The sequence below is a fragment of the Streptomyces sp. NBC_01549 genome (assembly GCF_026339955.1).
In the GTDB taxonomy this organism is placed as follows: Bacteria; Actinomycetota; Actinomycetes; order Streptomycetales; family Streptomycetaceae; genus Streptomyces.
In genome coordinates, this window is record NZ_JAPEPW010000001.1 from 97,769 (window position 1) to 116,295 (window position 18,527).

The window sequence follows — 18,527 nt, forward strand, 5'->3', positions numbered from 1 at the left end:
CCACGGGGCGCTGACGGATCTCGGCTTCACCGGCCTGGACGATGATCCCGACGACCCAGTGATCATCACCGGCCGCAAAGCTACCCGCGGCCATCCCCTCAGCACCGCTCAGAAGGAAGCGAACAAGCTGATCAGCCGCGAGCGCGCGGCCAACGAGCACGGCTTCGCCGACCTGAAGAACTAATCCTCACCAAAATCCGCACGAACGCCCGCCACGCGGCCACGCTCCTGCGGGCCCTCCTCGTGCTGACGAATGCCGAGGTTGAACGAGGACGGGCGATCACCCAATGCCGCGAAGTTAAGGCGTCGCGGCTGGCGCGAGCACCCCAGCCTCGGCCCACTCCAGCCCCGTGACCTTCAGCTTTAGGTTGGACGATGCCTATTGTCGGTGCGGTGCGCTTCACTGTCCGCCATGGAGCTCACGCAAGCGACCGTCAACGACCTGCTGGCCCAACTCGGCCCGGGAGACAGCTACATGTACCTGCCCAGCGACCTGGACCCGCAGGACCTGGCCGACCTGCTCGACGGCAGGTACGGCGCCGCGCGCACCCTTGTCCTCGACGGCTTCACCGATCCGACGGTCGACGAGTCCAGGGGCGCGGCTCTTCTCGTCCCCTTCGAGGACCGGGCCGTGAAGATAAGGGCGTGGGCGTACGCGGATCAGTGGGTCGGCACGGGTACGGCGCGGGACGACGAGGGGGCCGAGCGGCCGATGTTGGTGGTCGCTCACAGGGAGGTGCCAGAACCCTTGGCGGTCGCTCCGGACGAGGACGTCGACTGGATGGAGCGGCTCAGACGGATCACCGGATGGACACAGCCCTCCCAGCGGCCGGACGTGGACTGGGCGGAGGTGGAGTCGCGTCTGGGCAGCGAGCTGCCGAGCGACTACAAGCGCATGGTCGAGACGTTCGGCGAGGGCGCCTTCGACGGATACCTGGACCTGAACCAGGAGCCGTGGACGCGTCTCAGGGAGGACGGTCTGCTCATCTGGGCGGGCACTGAGCACGAGGACCTGTACTGCTGGAAGGCCGACAGTGAGGACCCCGACCGCTGGCCCGTCGTGGTCCGGTCCTTCGACGGCGAGGACGACCTCTTCGACTGCCAGGCCGCGGAGTTCGTCTGCCGCATACTCACTGATCCGAACCACCCGTTCACGATGACCCGCTATTTCGACACTCACTGGTTCATGAACTACCGGGAAAGCAGCTGACCGAACCCCGCCGCCAACGGCCCCGGCTCTCCTCGGAGCCTACGAGGCACTCCAGACCGGGCATCGCGATTCCGGCGAACCGGGAATGTGCCGGATGATCACCTGCTACCGATCACGCCCACGACCGGCACGAGCATCTCAGCCCCTGCCCACGCCAGCCCCACGACCAGCGAATTCAGGTTGAACAACGCTCAATGGTCCGCCACTAATCGTTCCTCTCAGAATGGGATGTCGTGCGGATTGTTGAACAGTTGAAATGGCGGGTGATGAGACCCGCGTTTGAATGTCCGCCAGGATGCTCCGCGGGCAGAGGACAGCGGCGCCGCACTGACCGCCGCCGCAGGTTCCACGCATGGGGGTGTGGGACCGTCAGGCATACCGGCGAAGGAAGCCGGCCAACGCCGGGTTGACGCGGTCGGGATGAGTGAGGTTCGGCGTGTGTCCGGCCCCGGTCACGGTGACCAACTCCTGGGCACCGGGGATCTTCTCGGCCAGTGCCTGGCCCAACGGGTACGGGATCGGCTGGTCCGCGTCGCCATGGACGACCAAGGCCGGCACCGTGATCTCATCGAGCCAGCCGGTGATGTCATCCACCCCCATCAGCACCTGCACCGCGTCGGCGAGCCGCTCACGCGGCTGTGCCCTCCACTTCGCCAACCACTGATCGTGGATTGCGGGCGGTCCCAGCAGCATCCCCAGCAATACCGGGGCCACTGCCTCCGGACCCGCGCCGCGGAATCCCTCCGACACACCACGCATCTGCGCCAGCGCCTCGAGCGGCCAGGCGACCGACGTCGTGTCGATCAGCGCCAGGGCCTTGACCCTCTCAGGCGCCAGCAAAGCGGCCCGCATCGACAGAAAGCCACCCTGCGAATGCCCCACCAGCGTCGCCTGCCGCACGCCCAGGTGATCCAGCAGCCCGATCAAGTCGGCGGCCGAGTCCCAGTAGGTGTAGGTCTTACCGTCGTCCTCGGTCCGGCCGTGCAGCCGCTCGTCCCACACGACGACCCGAAAGTCCCCGGCCAGGACCTGGCTCTGATGCACCCACATGTCACGGTCCATGAGGTTGCCGTGGCTGAAGACCACGACCGGGCCCTCACCACCACTGTCCTCGAAGTAGAGGCGGGCACCGTTGACCTCCGCGTACGGCATGGTTGTTTTCTCCCTTCTTCCCGGCCTCCCCAGGCAGTACCCAGGCCCGCCTTCCCACGCCGCCACCGGCACACGCGACGACCCCGCCCGGCCCGTCGCGGAACTCGCGGACACCCTGGTGAGGCTCGTGGAGGCCGGACACGCACGCCGGATCGGCGTCTCGAACTGGGCCGCCGACCGCCTGTCGACACTGGCGGATGTGTGGCCGAGCTCGGCCACACATCCGTGGCCAGCTACCAGTTCAGCCTCGCGAAGCCCGACACGGCACGGCTGAACCACCCGTACGCCGATGGACGGCTGCTGGCGGCCGTCCGCAGCACGCGCTGTCCCTGCTCAGCTGGTCCTCGCAAGCCCGCGGATTCTTCACCCGCACCCCTGGCGTACGGAGCGACGGCCGACAGGACCCCTTCGACACGGAACCCAACCGGGCCCGGCGGGAGCGGTGCCTCTGGGGTGCAGAAGTGCAAGGGGCGCCCGCAGGGACGCCCCTCCACTGTAGTGGGGCCATGGGGTCACGCGCTGTCGCTTAGCGGTAGGCGGTGCAGCAGGGGCGGCCCGATGCCGGCGGGCTCGGGCAGGAGGTGACCGGCGCCGACTGCTCGTCGTCGAGGAAGGCGGCGGCCGTGGCGTTCAGGTGGGCGAACTGGGCAGCGCGGTCAGGATGGCTGGCGCCTTCGGTGGTCTTGACGGTGCCCAGCAGGCTGAAACCCGGGCCGCGCAACAGACGCCCGATGGTCGCGGCGCTGCCACTGTGGCCGATTGCCATGGCCTCGCTGGCCAAGTAGAGCCGACGGCGGCGCTCGTCACGCGAACCGCCTTCTGGAATCCAGGTTGTGTTGGACTTTGGTTACGGTTGACGCATCGTTACCCCGGCGAATCACGCTCAGCACTTCCGAGTGCACCGTCATCGAATGGTGTCGGAATGGAACTGGCTGCCGCCGTGAGTGCGCGTGCGGTGTGTCACTGACGGCTATTCAGGCGAGGTTCTCTCGGTTGAATTGTCATAGTAGCTGGGCGTGTTGCCCTCCCGCCGATTGATCCGACATGAATCATTTCTGTCGGTGTTCCGGTACCACTTACGGGAACGACACTCGCGATACGCCAGAAGGAGCCCCGATGCGTCTGAGCATCTCTCATCTCGCCCCCATTCCCATGGGACTCACCCTCGCCGCTTTTGGCGTCGTCACGTCGCCCGCCACCGCACACGCTGCCACACCGGGTCCGGACCTACTCGGCGTGTCGCAGTCGGCTACGGCGCCTACCAACCCAGTGGTCGGCACTCCCCCCGCCGAGGCAAGCAAAACCAGTCTTGCCACCAGCCAGGCGCTGATTGTGAACGTGACCAGCTGCAGTGAGAGCGATCTGCAAGCCGCGATCGGCGCTGTCGCCACGGTGGGCGGCACGGTCAACCTCAGGCCCCGCTGCACCTACACCCTCACCGACGCCGCACCGCCCAACGACGACAACGGACTGCCGGTCATCAAGAATAAGGTGACGATCAACGGACGCGGCGACACCATCACCCGAGCCGCAACCGCGGCCAATTTCCGCTTCTTCGAAATCGACGGCACCAATGGAAACCTCACTCTCAACAACCTGACCCTCAGCAACGGTCACGCGTCCAACAGCCTTGGCAACGGCCGGGGCGGTGCCATCTGGCTCAGTGGCACCGGTCCCGCACTGACGCTGAACGACACCAGCCTCACCACCAACACCGCCGACACCTACGGTGGGGCCATCGACAATGACAATGGCGCGGTGAGCGTCAACAGGAGCACGCTCCACAACAACAGGGCGAGTGCCGGCGGGGCCGTGTTCGTCAGCCCATTCGGAGGTTCCGGCACGGCGACCGTCGACAGAAGCAGGATCACCGGCAACCACGCAACCATCCTGGCTGGCGGGATCGCCGCCGCCGTCGGCACGACGGTGACGCTGACCCGCACCCGACTCACCGACAACGACGTCACCGGTACCAATGCGCAGGGCGGCGGCATCGCGCAAGCCGGAACCATGACGCTGAAGAGAAGCGAGGTCATTGGCAACACCACCACCGGTTCCAATGCGCAGGGCGGCGGCATCTTCAATACTTCCGGCACGGTGAAGCTCACCGACACCCTGGTCGCCGACAACACGACCAACGGCACGAACTCCCGCGGTGGCGGCATCTTCAATACGGGCTCCGGCACGGTGGCTCTCACCCATAGCCTGGTAACCAATAACCGGGCGCTGGGAACGGGTGCAGACGGTGGCGGCATCTTCAAGGCCAGCGGCACGGTGACGCGGATCGTCAGTCCCGTCGCCCTTAACCAGCCCAACAACTGTGGTAACCCCAGCTCCGTACCCGGCTGCTCCTAGTACTCCAGCAGCAGCGGTTCGCTGTTCCAGGGTCCGAGTGTGATCGGGGATCTTGGAACTGGGCTGTGGGCGGCAGAACTTGAGGACCTCTTCCTGCGGGTCGGCGGCAGGCCCGTGTCCGCCCAGGCGGGGGCCTATGGACACGTTCGGCGGTGGGACTCCACGATGGGGCGCATGCTGAGCACCCTCCTCGCCTTTCTCGGCGCCTGCACCCTGATCGCGGCCTCGCCCGGACCGAGCACGATGCTGATCATCCGGCAGTCCCTGCGCAGCCGGCGTGCCGGTTTCCTCACTGTGCTGGGCAACGAGACTGGCGTCTTCATTTGGGGTTCCGTTGCCGCACTCGGGCTCACCGCACTGCTCGCGGCCTCCCAGTTGGCGTACGACACCATGCGGATCGCCGGTGCCGTGACTCTGGTCGCCTTCGGGATCAAGACGCTGCTGGACGCCCGTGGCGGGCATGGACAAGAGGAGAGCCAGGATGCACAGGCAGTGCGCTCGGGCTGGGCTTCGTACCGCTCGGGCCTGCTGCTGAACCTCGCGAACCCCAAGGCCGCAGTGTTCGCGATGTCCTTCCTGCCACAGTTCGTGCCCGCAGGCGCCCCTCATCTGCCCACCATGATCGGCCTGGCGGCCGTCTGGGCCGTCTTCGAGGTCGGCTACTACGGACTGTATGTATGGTTCGTCGGTCGAATGAAGAAGATCATCTCCCGAGCCGAGGTACGCCGGCGCCTCGAGCGGGTCTCCGGCACCGTGCTGGTCCTTCTTGGTGTTCGGATGGCGATCGAGGGCTGACGACGGCTGACGCCGTGTTCGAGTCTGACCAGACCCGCGTGCGAGGTCGTATGGGGAATGTGCCGTGTCTCCGTGGTGCTGAGCCCCGTCGTAGTACCGCGTCCAGACGACGTCTTCGCCATCACGTGCGTATGCGAAGACGTCGTCGGAGTGGCCCACGGCGGCAAGGGTCTCCTGCACCCTTTCCCACGTGGCGACCCGCCCTTGCCTGTCGCGGCACTAACCCTTCGAGTCCGGCTTCCAGTCCTGGACGAGGAGCCCGAGCAGCACCTCGTCCAGGAACTCGCCCAACACCCAGGCCGAGGAGCGCAGCACACCCTCGCGGACGAACCCGTTGCGCTCGGCGGAACGCAGCATCGCGGCGTTGTCCGACAACGTCTCGATCTGCAGCCGCTGCAGGCCGCGCACGACGAAACCGTAGTGACACAGCACCGCGACCACGTCGGTGCCGTAGCCCTTGCCGCGCGAGGACGGCAGCAGCCCCAACCCGATGTGCGCGGACCGGTTGTGATTGTCGATGCCCCACAGCGTCGCGGTGCCGACCAGCGTGCCGCCTTCCAGCTCCACCACGGAGAACGGGACGAGCCCCTGCTCCTTGTCGTCCACTACGAGCCGCGAGTCCTTCGAACCTGGCGTGATCGGCCGCCACGGCCGGCCTTCGGCCCGCGAGCCGTTGACCACGTCGTCGTAGAGCTCGGCCCGCAGGACCGGGATGTCGTCCTCGTGCCGGGCCCTCAGCCCGACCTTGCTGCCCTTTAGCATGCAAGCTTCCTATCCGACCGAGCCGGCCTGCGACAAACCAATTAAAGATCGGCTCAGTTGGTGTAGCGGCGGTAGCAGATGAGGGCGCAGCGACGAAGCGGAACTCTTCCGCGAGGCGCGGATGGTGTGGCGATCTGGCCCACACCCCGATGGAGTGACGACGCTCCGGGTGACGTTGAACCGACCCTAGGCACTGTCGGACAACCCTCTCCAACGATCTCGCGATCAACCACATCATCGAACGGTTTCATGAGCCTTCGCTGTCCAGACCGATGAGCAGGTCCGCGATACGCCACTCGCTTTCGGCGTGCTGCAGCGTGAACGTGTAGAAGCCCGTCGTCACCACGGTCGGGTTCCCGCCCGCGTTCGACGTCAGCGTCAGGTAGGCCCACACCACTGCCGTGTCGGCGTCCGCACGGCGGAAGACGATGTTGGTCAGGTTGTGCCTTCGCTGATCGGTCTGCGCTTCCGTCGCACCCCGTACGAAGTCGAGAACCGCGGCGCGCCCGACGAACGGGCCGATCTCCGTCTCGTCGGCGACTGTGGCCGTCCAGGTGGTGTCCTCGGTCAGGACGCCCTCCAGCGCCACCAGGTCTCCGTGGTCCAGGGCGAAGGCGTAGCGTGCCAGCGTCTGCCGGACGGCGAGCTGTCCTGCGGGGTCGAGATTCACCTCTCCCGCAGGCGTCGCGTCGAGGTGGTTGCTTCCCCAGCCGATAGCCGCAGTTGTCGTCATGTCATGCCTCTCTCGTGCTCGGTTGTCGGGTGGAAGATGGGGCGCGGTCAGCGCAAGCGACCACCCGGCGTGCGCTGTGAGGGCGGAGCCCGCGGCGTCGTCAGGCATCAGGAATGCGACCGTCTCGGTGATCTCCCGCGGCGGACCGAGGACGACCGCCTGACGCGCCTGCGAAACGGCTCGTTCGTTACTGAGCGACCGTGAGCACGATCTTGCCCTGGATGTGCCCTCGGGCGGCGCGTTCGTGCGCCGCCCGGGCATCCGCGAGCGGAAACGTGCTGTCGATCGCGACACGGACCGTGCCCGCTTCGAGCAGGTGACCCACTTCGGCGAGCTGCGCGCCGTGCGAGCGGACCTGGGTGCCCGAGACCGTGACGCCCAGCTTCGCGGTCTCCGCGTCGTCGAACTCGCCGAAGAACACCGGGAACAGGGCGCCGCCGCGCCTGAGCGTGCGCAGGAAGCGGCTGCTGTCGCGGCCACCGACGGCGTCGAGAACGAGGTCGACGTCGTTGACGAGTTCCTCGGGACGACTCTTGGTGTAGTCGATGAACTCGTCGGCGCCGAGCTCGCGCAGGAACGGTTCATGCGCACCCGATGCCACCGCGATGACCCGTGCGCCCTTCCACTTCGCCAGCTGCAGTGCGAAGTGCCCCACGCCGCCCGCGGCGCCGTTGACGAGCACCGTCGTGTCGGCGTCGAGTGCCACCGGGCGATGCTGCGCCGCCTGGAAGGGCGAGGGGTGATCGTGTCCGAGCTCGATCAGGAACTGCCACGCCGTCAGCAGGGACATGGGCGCCCCGGCTGCGTGCACGTGATCGATGCCGGCCGGCTTGCGTGCGAGGTCCGACGCGGGCGCGGCCACGTACTCGGCATACGCCTGGCCGTCGAAGCTGGGGAAGCGCAGGAGACCGAAGACTTCGTCACCGACGGAGAAGCCCTCCACGTCCGCAGCGACGGCCTCGACGACGCCCGACACATCCGTCCCCGGAATCACCGGCAGGTCGAACTTCGGCCTCACCTCCGGAGGTAGGTTGCTCAGCCCGTCGCGCAGGTACCAGTCCGGAGGATTGATGCCGACCGCGTGCACGCGGACCAGCACCTCACCCGGCCCCGGCACGGGAATCGGCACCTCGTCGTAACGCAGCACCTCAGGGCCGCCGTGCTCATGCAGCCGGATCGCCCTCATCGTGTGTGTCGTCATCGTTTCCTCCTGCCCGCGCCGCGGGATAGGCTTATTCGGATCAGTGATCCGCATACCCGGACCACTGATCCGAATATATGGACCATCGATCCGGATAGTCAAGTGGATCGCCGATCCGGATAGCCGGGAGGGGCGGGCGGATGCGGGCCGACGCCAGGAAGAATCGCGACCACCTGCTCGCAGTCGCGGGCGCCGTCATCACCGAGCAAGGCGCCGATGCGTCGATGCGCGACATCGCACGCAGAGTCCGACGTAGGGCTCGCGACGCTGCTCCGTCACCTTCCCGTCGAGCTCGCCCGATGACGCGCTGGTCTCGTGGCTGCGCGACTTCATCGGATGCGCGCACAACTATCGCGGCGTTGTGGCGTTGATGATGGCCGCCATCGAGGACACGCAGTCCGCACTTCACTCTTCGTGCGTCACCATGCGCGCGCCCGGCACGCGGCTCCTCGCCCGCGCCCAGGCCGAAGGCACGGCGCGAACCGACATCGACGGCACCGACCTGTACGCGCTGGCCGGGGCGCTCGCATGGCTCAACGATCAACCCGCGTCCGCGCCACGTGCCGATCACCTCTTCGATGTCGTCGTGAGCGCGATTCTGACGAGCGCAGGGAGCAGCGACGCCGAGAGGCCGGCATGATGCCGGTGCGGCTGCCCAGCGCGGCCTCCTGCTCGCGCTGGAAGCCAACCGGTGGCCGGCGCCGGTGCCCCGATCCGCCTGGAGGCAGCCAGGCGATTCCAACGCCACCGGACCAATACCAAAACTCGTGCACAAGGCCAGGTGAACGGGTGTGTCAGCCTTGGCGGCCGGGGAGCATGGCCAGGGCCTGGGAACGCTGTGCGACGAGGTCGTCGTACGTGCCGTCGCGCTCAGCCCAGCGGTGCACGAGAACCCGCTCGACCAGGATCTCGTCAGGGGTGGGGTCCTGTGAGAGCGAGTCCACGACCTCGGCTGCGAAGTCGTCGAGCGGCAATGCGTGCGGGTTCACCTTCTCCTGCCCTGCCGTCCCCTGAGGGCTGGTCTTCCCAGGACTAGTAGGTCCCTTCGGTCTCGGTGCCTGGCTCTTGGTACAGCCGGAAGCGTCCGCCGTCGCTTCGAACTGTGCCGGCGGTCGGATCGGGGAAGTGCGTGCCGAGCAGCAGGCTGTCTGTGTCGGCCAGTTGCTCCAGGAGGCGGGCTCGGGTGCGCACCGCCTGTTGTGCGTCGGTGTCGACGCAGCTGGTGAGGTGGGGGTGGGACAGCTGTACCGGGCGGTGGATGCTGTCGCCGGTGATCAGGGCCGCGCGGTCGGTGCCGCGCAATTCCACGGCGACCTGCCCGGGGGTGTGACCCGGGGCCGGGACGAGCCGGATCCCGTCGGCCACCTCGTGTCCTTGGTCGGGAACGTCCACGGGGTCGTACTGTCCGCTGTCGCGGACGGGGTCGACGGAGTCGCGGAACATCTGGCGACGCGCCTCGTCCATCTCGGCCCTGGCCCAGTGGCCCCATTCGGTGCGGCTGGTGAGGTAGCGGGCGTGAGGGAAGGTCGGCTGCCAGTTTCCGTCGACGAGATGGGTGTTCCAGCCGACGTGGTCGGTGTGGAGGTGGGTGGTGATGACGAGGTCCACGGAATCGGGTGGGAATCCGGCGTCGGTCAGGCGCTGCAGGTAGTCGGTGCCGAGGCCGTTCCAGGCCGGGTTGGCGCGCGTCTTGCCGTTACCGATCCCGGTGTCGACGAGGATGCGCAGTCCGCCGGTTTCCACGGCGAAGGTGTGGCTGGCCAGTAGGAGCGTGCCGACGTCGGCGAAGTCGGGACGCAGCCAGGCTGCCTCCGGGGGCAGCAGCAGGCCCGCGGCACCGGTGGCCACACCGGTGGCCAGCCCCTGTACGACCCGGGCGGCGATCAGCTCCGTCACCCCCTGCGCGGTGGTGAAGACGGCCATGGACGCGGCCTCGGTGAGCAGCGCGAGCGCGTAGGCACTGAAGACGACGGTGACCGTCAGGGCGGGGAGAAGTGCCACTGCGCCTGGTACTCGGCGTAGAGCGGGGTCGGAGCGCTGGATGCGGCCAGCAGGCCGACCAGCACGGAGGTGTGCAGTGCGAAGGCGCCGCTGCGGCTGAGGCGAGGCAGGTGGCGGGGACGGGGACGGGACGGTAGGGCTGTGGCACTGGGCATGAGGTCTTCCGACTTAAGGCAAGTGCTTAGCTTTAAGTGAGGCTAGACCCGCCCTCCATCTAACGCAAACCCTTAGCTTTTGGATGCGCTGACGTTGCGCTCCCGGGCGCGACTCCGGCCCCCTCAGCGCCGATCGAGTGCCGCGGCGACCAGGCCGTGCGTATATGCGGCCGACATGTCCGAGGGACGGAACAGGATGCGATACATCAACGGAGCGACGACGGCGTCCAGCAGCGCCTCCACCCCGGGCACCGCCTCTCCGCGGCCGGCGGCCCGCACACTGATGGCAGTGAGCTGCTCGGCGGCGTAGTCGGAGCAGCGGGCGGCATTGCCCTGCTCGGGATCGCCCAGGAGGGCATCGCGGATGTAGGTGCGCCCCGTCGGCGCGGACATCTCCTCCGCGAACTGCTCGACCCACGCCTCCAGATCGGCGCGCAGGCTGCCCTGATCGGCAGGGGCCGCGTCCGGGCGCAGCCGCTCCACCGCCACGTCGGACAGCAGCTCACGCAGATCGCCCCAGCGCCGGTAGATCGTGGAAGGAGTGACCCCGGCCCGGGTCGCGATCAGGGGAACGGTCAGAGCGTCGCGGCCGCGTTCGGCCTCCAGGTCCCGTACGGCCTGATGGACGGACTGCTGGACGCGCGCACTGCGCCCGCCGGGGCGCACGGAGGCTCGGGGACTCATGACACTCAGCTTAACGCGAAGAAATTGCTTTCAGCGGGGTCGCCTGTGCGGTGGCGCCGCAGCGGCTCAGGAGCGTGGCCAGAGCCCACCTCGGGCACCGCTGGGTGCTGAAGGAGCCGCTCACCGCGGACGGCCTCGCCGGGGCTGTTGCGGCGTGACCGGGGCTGTTGCGGCGCGCTTCGGGTTGCCTGATCACGGCCTTGCGCCACACGCTTCAGGCTGTCTCTAGGATGCTCGCATAATCGGGACAAGCTGCCGTCGGCCGGGGCCACGCGGTCCAATTGTGCGGAGGTTCGGATGACGAAGGTCGTGTTGCGGGGCCGGACGGCGGAGATCACGTCAGGTCTCAAGCTGCTGCGGCGCACGGTACGAACCGACCAAGGCGGGGTTCTGTTCTTCCAGGGCCCGCCAGGCATCGGCAAGTCCGCCCTGCTGGCAGAGGTGATCAGCCAGGCGGCACGGATGGGCTTTCGCTGTGGGGTGAGCAAGGCCGATCAGATCACGGACATTTCACCCGCCGCTCCGTTGTTGCTCGCGCCTCTCCCCCGCGGAAGCCTGCGCGCAACTGGCTCGGGCCGGAACGCCGCCCATCCGGCCACGGTCCACCGCACGCTGGACGCGCTTACCGAGGCCGGAGGAGGGCCGCACATGAGCCCGTCGGGCGGCGTAGCCGAACTGTGCTGATGTTCGGTCCGGGCCGTCAGTGCACGCCGAAGAGGAGTTCCTTGACCTCGCGCAGCGCGTAGTAGACCAGCACGTACCCGGCGGCCGGATCGGCCCACCACAGGCCGGCCAGTGAGTTGAGCAGCAGGCCGAGCAGCACGGCGGCGGCCAGCAGACCGTCGATCAGGGTGACCCGGCCCTCGGTCTTCAGCACCGGGTTGTCCAGCGCGGTGCCGGTGCGGGTCTTACCGGCGGCGAGGGTGAACATCACCGCGGCGGTCACCGCGGTCCAGCCGATGCCCAGGGGCGAGTGGTGTGGCCGCAGGCCCGCGGCCAGCACCCCGGTGGACTGTACGAGCAGGTACACCGCCAGGAGCGCGAAGCCGACACCGATCAGCTTCAGGGCACGGCGTCGGCGTTCCTCGCCGGTACCGGACAGCTCCCAGATCACCACGGTGGAGGCGCCGATCTCGATCAGAGAATCCAGGCCGAACCCGGCCAGCGCAACGGACCTTGCCGAGACCGCGGCGACGGCGAGCACCACCATGCCGATCACGTTCCAGCCGAGCGTGACGTACTCCAGGACGAAGCCGCGGCGGAGAAGCGTCTGTCGGGTGGCGTCATCGGTGCCGGTCACCGTGAGATCCTTCCAGACCTGCCTACCGGCCCGGAACCCGCCTGAGGCAGTGATCCCGTCCGCACCGTCGCCGAGCCGCGGCTGCCCAGGTGGCGCATGTTCGCGGCGGCGACCGCGTGCGGTGGTCACAAGGCCCAGCGGGCCAACGCCTCGCCCCACTCGGCCACCGGCCCCAGCAGCCGTGGAAAGCCCAAGCCGATCACGGCCACCGGGATCAGCAGCAGGAAGGAGCAGCCCATCACCCCGTCGGCAGCGGTCACCCCGGCCCTGTTCCTGCCGAGGCCGGCGAGCAGGACGAACCCCGCATAGAGCAGCGTGGCCACGCCGAACACCTCCCCGTAGGCGAACACGTTGAGGCCGACGGTCCCGGAGTCGTGCCCCCAGGCGTAGCGGAAGGCGGACGCGGCGATCGCCACGGCCAGGAGTAGGGACGTGCACACCAGCACGGCGACCCCAAGGAGTAGGAGTACCGCCGCGGAGGGGGTCTCGACGGAGGAGGGCAGCGTCGACAGCGGGGCACTTTCGGCCGGCGCGGCCGGCGCGGGCTGCGCATCGCCCCGGCGGGGGCCCGGAGACGCGGCGACCGCGTGCGGCACCGGGCCGCTGTCCCCCGCCAACTCGTCCCAGGGCTCCTCAGTTGTGGACACAAGCGTCTCCCCCGTCGGTCCCGCGAACGGCGCCTTCTGCAACGGTACGCAGCCGCGGGCCGCCCGTCAGCGTGGCCGACGAGGGGAAACGGTCAGCCCTGTCATCCCGGCGCCCGTCGTCGAGGACTCGGCCACCCGAGCATTGCAAAAGTAAGCGGCGCCGCCCCCGACCTGGGAGGTGGCGCCGCGTCGACCCGAGATCTACTCGGCTCCCTGTTCGCCGGGCTGGGCCAGTCCCGCCGTCCACTTCTCCTCGATCCGGCCGACCTTCCACACCAGCAGGGCGACGGCCCAGGTGGCGAAGAACAGGCCGACGATGACATAGCCGATGACGTTGAGGTCCAGGCCGGAGACCCAGTCCCAGAAGGCGCCGTGCAGGTCGGCCTTCTCGGCGATCAGGCCGAGGAGTTCGACGGTGCCGATGATGAGGGCGACGGCGACCGACAGGCCGGTGATGGTGAGGTTGTAGTAGACCTTGCGGACGGGCTTGGAGAAGGCCCAGCCGTACGCGAAGTTCATGAACGAGCCGTCGATCGTGTCGAGCAGCGACATGCCCGCGGCGAACAGCACGGGCAGGCACAGGATCGCGTACCAGGGCAGTCCGGACGCCGCGCCGGAGCCGGCGAGCACCAGCAGGGCGATCTCGGTGGCCGTGTCGAAACCGAGGCCGAAGAGCAGGCCCAGCGGGTACATCTGCCACGGCTTGGTGATCGACTTCATCAGCCGGCCGAGGATGCGGTTCATGAACCCGCGTTTGTTGAGCTGCTCCTCCAGCGCGGCCTCGTCGAAGTGGCCGGAGCGCATCTGCCGGAAGACCTTCCAGATCCCCGCCATGATCATCAGGTTGGTGATCGCGATGATGTAGAGGAATGTCCCGGAGACGGTCGTGCCGATCCAGCCGGTGACGCTGTGCAGCGTGGAGTCGTCGTTCTCGACCGGTCCGGCCAGCGCCTTCACGCCGAGGGAGAGCAGGAAGGCGAGCGCGAAGACGATGCTGGAGTGGCCGAGCGAGAACCAGAAGCCGACCGACAGCGGCCGCTGCCCCTCGTTCATCAGCTTCCGTGTCGTGTTGTCGATGGCGGCGATGTGGTCCGCGTCGAAGGCGTGCCGCATACCCAGGGTGTAGGCGGTGATGCCGATGCCGATGCCGAAGGTCTTGCTGCCCAGGCTGTAGTGCTCGGGGGCCACGATCGCCACGAGGGTGAACCAGCCGATGACGTGCAGCGCCAGGATGAACAAGCTGGCGGCAAGCCAGATGAGCGGGTTCGGCGGGGTGCTCGGCATCGAGTTCACCGGCGGCTTCGAGGCGGCCGACGCGTTCCTCGGCCGGCTGCGCTACGCCCGCCGGTCGGCCAGCCTCGGCGGAGTGGAATCCCTGGCCGTGCACCCCGCATCCATGTGGCGGGGAATGCTCGACGAGGACCAGATCGCCGCCTCGGTTCCGCCGGGCCTGGTCCGGCTGGCCGCCGGCACGGAGGACACGGCCGACCTGGTCGCCGACGCACTCGCCGCGGCCGACGCGGTGGTCGCCACTGCCGCGGGTACCTGAGTGGATCGTTTGTGCCGTGGCCACGTCATGCCTCAGAGCGCGCACTGTCGGCCGGATGAGGACCCGGCACTCACGGGGTGTGGGTGGAGAGCGTCTTCATGGTGACGTAGCTGCTCACCGTGGCGACGCCGGGAAGGTCGGCCAGCCGGTTGGCGTGGAAGTCCTCGTAGGCGGGCAGGTCGGCGACCTCGACCTGAAGCAGGTAGTCGTAGTTGCCGGTGACGTGATGGACGTGAACCACCTCGGGCAGTTGGACGACCGCGCGTTCGAAGGCGGCCACGTCGCCGCGGTTGTGCCTCATGAGCCGGACACCGGCGAACAAAGCTGGTGCCATTCACCGAATCCGGGCGCGCGGCGCTCGGCCGCATGGACGACGACGGCAGGGTGCGACCTCACCGATGTGGCCCCACCGCGATGACCGGAGCGCCTGCCATGATCGTCATCATGGGGATACACATCGCATCGGCCGAGGTGGCCGACTTCCACCAGGTCCTGACTGATCACCCCCGTTACTGGGGCGAACGCGACCTTCGGTCACTGCACCTTCTGGCACTGGTGCAGGAGTTCGGTTCCACCTGCTTGGTCGCCCGAGCCGAGGACGGAATCCGTGGGTACGTCTTCGGGTTCGTCACCCCGGACGGCACCGGGTACGTACATCTGATCGCCACGCGGGACGACGCCCGTGGCACCGGTCTCGGGCGTCGTCTGTATACGGCGTTCGCTGAAGCGGCGGAACGTCACGGTGCACGGCGGTTGAAGGCGATCACGTCGATCGAGAACACCGGCTCGATCGCCTTCCATCGCAGCCTCGGCTTCGATACGAAGATCGTCGACGACTACAACGGCCCCGGCCGGGCCATGGCCGTCTTCCACCGAGATCTGCCGCTCAACGTCTCGTTGCGACCAGCGACACCGAACCCCTCACAGACAGCTCACCCCCACTGAGGGACTCACCTGTTCCGCACGTGGTCACGAGGCCTCCTGGGACGTGACCGAGTCGCCCACTCGGACCGTCCCCGCTTCAAGAACGTCCAGGTACACGCCGAGGCACGAAAGCCGACCCAGGTCGAACACCGGTATGCGGTGGTCACGGGCAACGGCACGCATGATGCCGGGGTCCGGCGGCAGTTCGTCATGGCCGAGCGTGGGTGTCACGCAGCGAGGCGTGGGCACCACGACCCGGAACAGCGCCTCCCCCACGCGCAACCGTGACCCCAGCCAGGCGTCCTCAGGGAAACCCGGCGCTCCATGGGTGTCCACGACCAGGTTCGGCCTGAAGCGGCGCGCGTCGAAGTCCCCGGCGGGGTACACGGTTCGCATCCGGGCCAGGGCCGCCGTGGTGACGAGGTGGACCTGGCCGAAATCGAAGAACGTCCCGGGTGCGACGCTGCCCGTCGTGATGCTCTCCCCGGTGTCGTCGACGGCTGCCGACTCCCGCACAACCTCCGGGACACCGCCTTCGTATGCGGGCACGGCGCGCTCCAGCCTGCCGTGCTCCGGTACGGCGGCCGAGACGAACACCTGGCGGCCCAGCAACTTGGACAGCCGCAGATCCAGGTCGGGGTCTTCCACCGACACGGCACTGCCGTCCGGCAGCACGACCCGGACCACGCCGGATTCATCCAGTCGGCTCCGGCAGCGCAGCAACGCCCCCCACTTTCGAGGGTGTTTGGCGCTGCCCACCGCGCCCGCCTCGTCGAGCACGGCGTACACCCGGTCCCCGGACAGCCCGCCCTCCGTGACCGCCACGGCGATCACGGCCTCGCCCAGCATCGACTTCACCGGATACCGGTACAACGCTGTCACAGTCCCCATGGCTCAATGATGACGGCCCGTCCCGCGGAACCTCATCGCATTCCGGGTCGCCGACCCGCACCGCACGAGCGGCCCTATGTCCACCGGGCACGAGTGGTACGGGATCCCCGCCGCCACCGGCTTCCTGACCTGCCCCCGGGAAAAGGCGGTTGCCGATCCGGTGCCCGTCATGAACGATCTCGCACCATGATGACGAGCACCGGCGCCCCGACTGCCCGCCCGCTCGCCCTGATCACCGGGGTGGGACGCACCGTCGGCATCGGTGCGGGCATCGCGCGTCGGCTGGCGGCGTCCGGCTGGAACGTCGCCTTCACCTACTGGACTCCCTACGACGAGCGCATGCCCTGGGGCCCCGAGCCCGGTGCGGCCTCAGCCATCACCGACCTCCTCGCCGAGCAGGGTGCCGCCACCACGGCCGTCGAGGCGGACCTTGCCGACCCGGACGCTCCGGCCCGTGTCTTCGACGAGGTCGAACGCGGCCTGGGTCCCGTGACGGCCTTGGTGATGTGTCACTGCGAGTCGGTCGACTCCGGGCTGCTCGACACCACCGTCGAAAGCTTCGACCGGCACTTCGCGGTCAACGCCCGCGCCACCTGGCTGCTGATCCGCGAGTACGGCCGACGGTTCACCGCCGCCCCCGGCAGCGGCCGGATCATCGGCCTCACCAGCGACCACACCGTCGGCAACCTCCCCTACGGCGCGAGCAAGGGCGCTCTGGACCGCATCACCCTGGCCGCCACGCACGAGTTCGCCCACCTCCGTGTCACGGCCAACGTCATCAACCCAGGGCCGGTGGACACCGGATGGATGACGGACGAAGGGCGCGCACACATGCTCCGCCAGACGCCCCTCGACCGTCTCGGCACCCCGCAGGACACCGCCCACCTCGTCGACTTCCTCTGCTCACCGGAGGGTCAGTGGATCAACGGCCAACTCCTTTTCAGCAACGGCGGATTCGCGTAGTGGGCCGGTACGCGCTCACCGCACGGCTGGGGTCGGCCGGGTAGTGCTGGGGCTGTGCCGATAGCGGCTGCCGCGACGTTCAGACCGTGGGAAGGGCCGTTGCGTGCCCGTCAGGCCCGGTGTCGGCGCCGCCGCCCGAAGATCACGGCACGTACGCTCGTACGCATGGTTCAGCATCGCATGGTTGACGTGAACGGCGTTCGGCTGCACATCGCCGAGCAAGGCGATGGCCCCCTGGTCGTGCTCCTGCACGGCTTCCCCGAGTCATGGCACTCCTGGCACCGCCAGTTCGGCCCTCTCGCCGACGCGGGCTTCCGAGTGGTCGCCCCCGACCAGCGTGGATACGGGCGCAGCGACCGTCCCGACGACGTCGACGCGTACACCATCCTCCACCTGGTCGGCGACGTCGTCGGACTGATCCAGGCCCTGGGCGAGGAGAAGGCGTACGTCGTCGGGCACGACTGGGGCGCGCCGGTCGCCTGGCACACCGCGCTGCTGCGACCGGACATGGTGCTCGGGGTGGCCGGTCTGAGCGTGCCGCCCCCGTTCCGGGGGACGGAGCCTCCGCTGGCCGCCATGGAGAAGAGGTACCAAGGCCGCTTCTACTGGAACTACTTCAACCGCCCCGGTGTCGCCGACGCCGAGTTCGCCAAGGACACCCGCACCGCGTTGCGGAAGTTCTTCTATTCGGCCTCCGGCGACGCTCCGGTCGCCCGCGAGCGCAAGCAGCCGCTGGTCGACCCCGAGCGGGGCTGGCTCGCGGCCATGCCGGACCCCGAGGTACTGCCGGAGTGGTTCACCGAGGACGATCTCGACGCGCTCACGGAGAGTTTCTCCAAGGGCTTCACCGGCGCTCTCAACTGGTACCGCAACCTCGACCGCAACTGGGAACTGACCGCTCCGTGGCACGGCGCCGTCGTCACCCCGCCCGCCCTGTACGTCTACGGCGACCGCGACGCCGTCCCCGCCTTCCCCGGCACACCCGAGCTCATCGCACGCCTCCCCGACCTCATGCCCAACCTGTGGCGCAAGCCCCTCGAACTGGCCGGCTGCGGGCACTGGACCCAGCAGGAACGCCCGGACGAGGTGAACGCGGCGCTCATCGAATTCCTCAGAGGCTGCGCCTGAGCCCGGCCGCCGAGACCTCCCCGCGGTGCGGTCCTGAATCCCGGTAGCGTCAAGGGTGGGAAGGGGGAGTTCGACGA

Annotated in this window: 21 protein-coding genes and 3 pseudogenes; 10 read left to right on the forward strand and 14 right to left on the reverse strand. The window is 68.3% G+C overall.

From position 1 onward, the window contains the following. Nucleotides 1-58: 58 nt before the first annotated feature. Both OG819_RS00430 and OG819_RS00435 read left to right on the forward strand, forming a co-directional pair. Entirely contained in the window at nt 59-184 is a 126-nt protein-coding gene (locus tag OG819_RS00430; RefSeq protein ID WP_266647400.1) for a hypothetical protein, read from the forward strand. Nucleotides 185-412: 228 nt separating this feature from the next. Further along, nucleotides 413-1,210 (forward strand): hypothetical protein, encoded by a 798-nt coding sequence (locus tag OG819_RS00435; RefSeq protein ID WP_266647402.1) that lies wholly within the window; start codon nt 413-415, stop codon nt 1,208-1,210. A gap of 369 nt (nt 1,211-1,579) precedes the next feature. Here the strand turns inward: OG819_RS00435 and OG819_RS00440 are convergent, their stop codons facing one another. Beyond that, the gene (locus OG819_RS00440; protein ID WP_266647404.1) at nt 1,580-2,362 is read right to left on the reverse strand and encodes an alpha/beta fold hydrolase; all 783 of its coding nucleotides are present in this window, start codon (nt 2,360-2,362) and stop codon (nt 1,580-1,582) included. Nucleotides 2,363-2,957: 595 nt separating this feature from the next. Beyond that, nucleotides 2,958-3,143: pseudogene (locus tag OG819_RS00445) on the reverse strand (ISAzo13 family transposase); the annotation flags it as partial. 335 nt (nt 3,144-3,478) lie between these two features. On the opposite strand from OG819_RS00445, the gene OG819_RS00450 reads away from it, so the two are divergent. Continuing rightward, complete coding sequence (locus tag OG819_RS00450) at nt 3,479-4,717, forward strand: hypothetical protein (RefSeq protein WP_266630283.1); 1,239 nt, start codon at nt 3,479-3,481, stop codon at nt 4,715-4,717. 174 nt (nt 4,718-4,891) lie between these two features. Then, a complete protein-coding gene (locus OG819_RS00455; protein WP_266630281.1) occupies nt 4,892-5,512 on the forward strand; it encodes a LysE family translocator in 621 nt (206 codons plus the stop codon). A 219-nt stretch (nt 5,513-5,731) separates the two neighbouring features. Here the strand turns inward: OG819_RS00455 and OG819_RS00460 are convergent, their stop codons facing one another. From OG819_RS00460 to OG819_RS00470, 3 genes are all read right to left on the reverse strand, one after another. After that, nucleotides 5,732-6,274: a GNAT family N-acetyltransferase gene (locus OG819_RS00460; protein WP_266630279.1), complete on the reverse strand. Its 543-nt coding sequence runs from the start codon at nt 6,272-6,274 to the stop codon at nt 5,732-5,734. 247 nt (nt 6,275-6,521) lie between these two features. After that, on the reverse strand, nt 6,522-7,007 hold the full coding sequence (locus OG819_RS00465) for a nuclear transport factor 2 family protein (protein ID WP_266647405.1): 486 nt from the start codon (nt 7,005-7,007) through the stop codon (nt 6,522-6,524). A gap of 187 nt (nt 7,008-7,194) precedes the next feature. Further along, a complete protein-coding gene (locus OG819_RS00470; protein WP_266630277.1) occupies nt 7,195-8,208 on the reverse strand; it encodes an NADP-dependent oxidoreductase in 1,014 nt (337 codons plus the stop codon). A 140-nt stretch (nt 8,209-8,348) separates the two neighbouring features. Here OG819_RS00470 and OG819_RS00475 point away from each other — a divergent pair. Then, nucleotides 8,349-8,848, forward strand: a pseudogene (locus OG819_RS00475) (TetR family transcriptional regulator). 154 nt (nt 8,849-9,002) lie between these two features. On the opposite strand, the pseudogene OG819_RS00480 reads toward OG819_RS00475, so the two are convergent. The 4 genes and pseudogenes from OG819_RS00480 to OG819_RS00495 all read right to left on the reverse strand — a co-directional run. Then, a pseudogene (locus OG819_RS00480) lies at nt 9,003-9,215 on the reverse strand (oxidoreductase); the annotation flags it as partial. A 25-nt stretch (nt 9,216-9,240) separates the two neighbouring features. Beyond that, entirely contained in the window at nt 9,241-10,209 is a 969-nt protein-coding gene (locus OG819_RS00485; protein ID WP_266647406.1) for an MBL fold metallo-hydrolase, read from the reverse strand. Further along, nucleotides 10,188-10,364 carry a hypothetical protein gene (locus OG819_RS00490; protein WP_266647407.1) on the reverse strand — a complete coding sequence of 59 codons (177 nt, stop codon included), beginning with the start codon at nt 10,362-10,364 and terminating at the stop codon, nt 10,188-10,190. Before OG819_RS00490 ends, OG819_RS00485 begins: the two co-directional genes overlap by 22 nt. Before the next feature lie 123 nt (nt 10,365-10,487). Beyond that, the gene (locus OG819_RS00495) at nt 10,488-11,048 is read right to left on the reverse strand and encodes a TetR/AcrR family transcriptional regulator (protein WP_266647408.1); all 561 of its coding nucleotides are present in this window, start codon (nt 11,046-11,048) and stop codon (nt 10,488-10,490) included. A gap of 297 nt (nt 11,049-11,345) precedes the next feature. Here OG819_RS00495 and OG819_RS00500 point away from each other — a divergent pair, with 297 nt between their 5' ends. Next, a complete protein-coding gene (locus OG819_RS00500; protein ID WP_266647409.1) occupies nt 11,346-11,732 on the forward strand; it encodes an ATP-binding protein in 387 nt (128 codons plus the stop codon). 16 nt (nt 11,733-11,748) lie between these two features. Here the strand turns inward: OG819_RS00500 and OG819_RS00505 are convergent, their stop codons facing one another. From OG819_RS00505 to OG819_RS00515, 3 genes are all read right to left on the reverse strand, one after another. Next, nucleotides 11,749-12,348, reverse strand: coding sequence for a cation transporter (locus OG819_RS00505; RefSeq protein ID WP_266647411.1), 600 nt, complete (start codon nt 12,346-12,348; stop codon nt 11,749-11,751). Between the two features lie 125 nt (nt 12,349-12,473). Further along, nucleotides 12,474-12,995, reverse strand: a complete 522-nt coding sequence (locus OG819_RS00510) for a hypothetical protein (protein WP_266630271.1) — start codon at nt 12,993-12,995, stop codon at nt 12,474-12,476. Between the two features lie 201 nt (nt 12,996-13,196). Continuing rightward, a complete protein-coding gene (locus OG819_RS00515; RefSeq protein WP_266647412.1) occupies nt 13,197-14,279 on the reverse strand; it encodes a HoxN/HupN/NixA family nickel/cobalt transporter in 1,083 nt (360 codons plus the stop codon). Between OG819_RS00515 and OG819_RS00520 the strand changes: the two genes are divergently transcribed. Next, nucleotides 14,227-14,544, forward strand: coding sequence for a PLP-dependent transferase (locus OG819_RS00520; RefSeq protein ID WP_266630269.1), 318 nt, complete (start codon nt 14,227-14,229; stop codon nt 14,542-14,544). The two genes, OG819_RS00515 and OG819_RS00520, sit on opposite strands and share 53 nt — an antisense overlap. A 70-nt stretch (nt 14,545-14,614) precedes the next feature. On the opposite strand, the gene OG819_RS00525 is transcribed toward OG819_RS00520, so the two are convergent. After that, nucleotides 14,615-14,845, reverse strand: a complete 231-nt coding sequence (locus OG819_RS00525) for an Lrp/AsnC ligand binding domain-containing protein (protein WP_266630266.1) — start codon at nt 14,843-14,845, stop codon at nt 14,615-14,617. Between the two features lie 131 nt (nt 14,846-14,976). Here OG819_RS00525 and OG819_RS00530 point away from each other — a divergent pair, with 131 nt between their 5' ends. Then, nucleotides 14,977-15,489 (forward strand): GNAT family N-acetyltransferase, encoded by a 513-nt coding sequence (locus OG819_RS00530; protein WP_266630264.1) that lies wholly within the window; start codon nt 14,977-14,979, stop codon nt 15,487-15,489. 24 nt (nt 15,490-15,513) lie between these two features. On the opposite strand, the gene OG819_RS00535 is transcribed toward OG819_RS00530, so the two are convergent. Beyond that, the gene (locus OG819_RS00535; protein ID WP_266647413.1) at nt 15,514-16,359 is read right to left on the reverse strand and encodes an MOSC domain-containing protein; all 846 of its coding nucleotides are present in this window, start codon (nt 16,357-16,359) and stop codon (nt 15,514-15,516) included. A gap of 186 nt (nt 16,360-16,545) precedes the next feature. On the opposite strand from OG819_RS00535, the gene OG819_RS00540 reads away from it, so the two are divergent. Both OG819_RS00540 and OG819_RS00545 read left to right on the forward strand, forming a co-directional pair. Further along, complete coding sequence (locus tag OG819_RS00540) at nt 16,546-17,322, forward strand: SDR family oxidoreductase (RefSeq protein ID WP_266647415.1); 777 nt, start codon at nt 16,546-16,548, stop codon at nt 17,320-17,322. Between the two features lie 165 nt (nt 17,323-17,487). Next, complete coding sequence (locus OG819_RS00545) at nt 17,488-18,450, forward strand: alpha/beta fold hydrolase (RefSeq protein WP_266647417.1); 963 nt, start codon at nt 17,488-17,490, stop codon at nt 18,448-18,450. The last annotated feature ends 77 nt before the right edge of the window (nt 18,451-18,527 follow it).

What these genes read in the sequence shown, in the direction of transcription:
- OG819_RS00545 (WP_266647417.1), top strand. Translation starts at nt 17,488, where the DNA reads ATGGTTCAGCATCGCATGGTTGACGTGAACGGCGTTCGGCTGCACATC.
- OG819_RS00515 (WP_266647412.1), bottom strand. Translation starts at nt 14,279, where the DNA reads ATGCCGAGCACCCCGCCGAACCCGCTCATCTGGCTTGCCGCCAGCTTG.
- OG819_RS00460 (WP_266630279.1), bottom strand. Translation starts at nt 6,274, where the DNA reads ATGCTAAAGGGCAGCAAGGTCGGGCTGAGGGCCCGGCACGAGGACGAC.
- OG819_RS00435 (WP_266647402.1), top strand. Translation starts at nt 413, where the DNA reads ATGGAGCTCACGCAAGCGACCGTCAACGACCTGCTGGCCCAACTCGGC.
- OG819_RS00490 (WP_266647407.1), bottom strand. Translation starts at nt 10,364, where the DNA reads ATGCCCAGTGCCACAGCCCTACCGTCCCGTCCCCGTCCCCGCCACCTG.
- OG819_RS00455 (WP_266630281.1), top strand. Translation starts at nt 4,892, where the DNA reads ATGCTGAGCACCCTCCTCGCCTTTCTCGGCGCCTGCACCCTGATCGCG.
- OG819_RS00450 (WP_266630283.1), top strand. Translation starts at nt 3,479, where the DNA reads ATGCGTCTGAGCATCTCTCATCTCGCCCCCATTCCCATGGGACTCACC.
- OG819_RS00470 (WP_266630277.1), bottom strand. Translation starts at nt 8,208, where the DNA reads ATGACGACACACACGATGAGGGCGATCCGGCTGCATGAGCACGGCGGC.
- OG819_RS00540 (WP_266647415.1), top strand. Translation starts at nt 16,546, where the DNA reads ATGATGACGAGCACCGGCGCCCCGACTGCCCGCCCGCTCGCCCTGATC.
- OG819_RS00520 (WP_266630269.1), top strand. Translation starts at nt 14,227, where the DNA reads ATGAACAAGCTGGCGGCAAGCCAGATGAGCGGGTTCGGCGGGGTGCTC.
- OG819_RS00535 (WP_266647413.1), bottom strand. Translation starts at nt 16,359, where the DNA reads ATGGGGACTGTGACAGCGTTGTACCGGTATCCGGTGAAGTCGATGCTG.
- OG819_RS00465 (WP_266647405.1), bottom strand. Translation starts at nt 7,007, where the DNA reads ATGACGACAACTGCGGCTATCGGCTGGGGAAGCAACCACCTCGACGCG.
- OG819_RS00495 (WP_266647408.1), bottom strand. Translation starts at nt 11,048, where the DNA reads ATGAGTCCCCGAGCCTCCGTGCGCCCCGGCGGGCGCAGTGCGCGCGTC.
- OG819_RS00500 (WP_266647409.1), top strand. Translation starts at nt 11,346, where the DNA reads ATGACGAAGGTCGTGTTGCGGGGCCGGACGGCGGAGATCACGTCAGGT.
- OG819_RS00440 (WP_266647404.1), bottom strand. Translation starts at nt 2,362, where the DNA reads ATGCCGTACGCGGAGGTCAACGGTGCCCGCCTCTACTTCGAGGACAGT.
- OG819_RS00530 (WP_266630264.1), top strand. Translation starts at nt 14,977, where the DNA reads ATGATCGTCATCATGGGGATACACATCGCATCGGCCGAGGTGGCCGAC.
- OG819_RS00525 (WP_266630266.1), bottom strand. Translation starts at nt 14,845, where the DNA reads ATGAGGCACAACCGCGGCGACGTGGCCGCCTTCGAACGCGCGGTCGTC.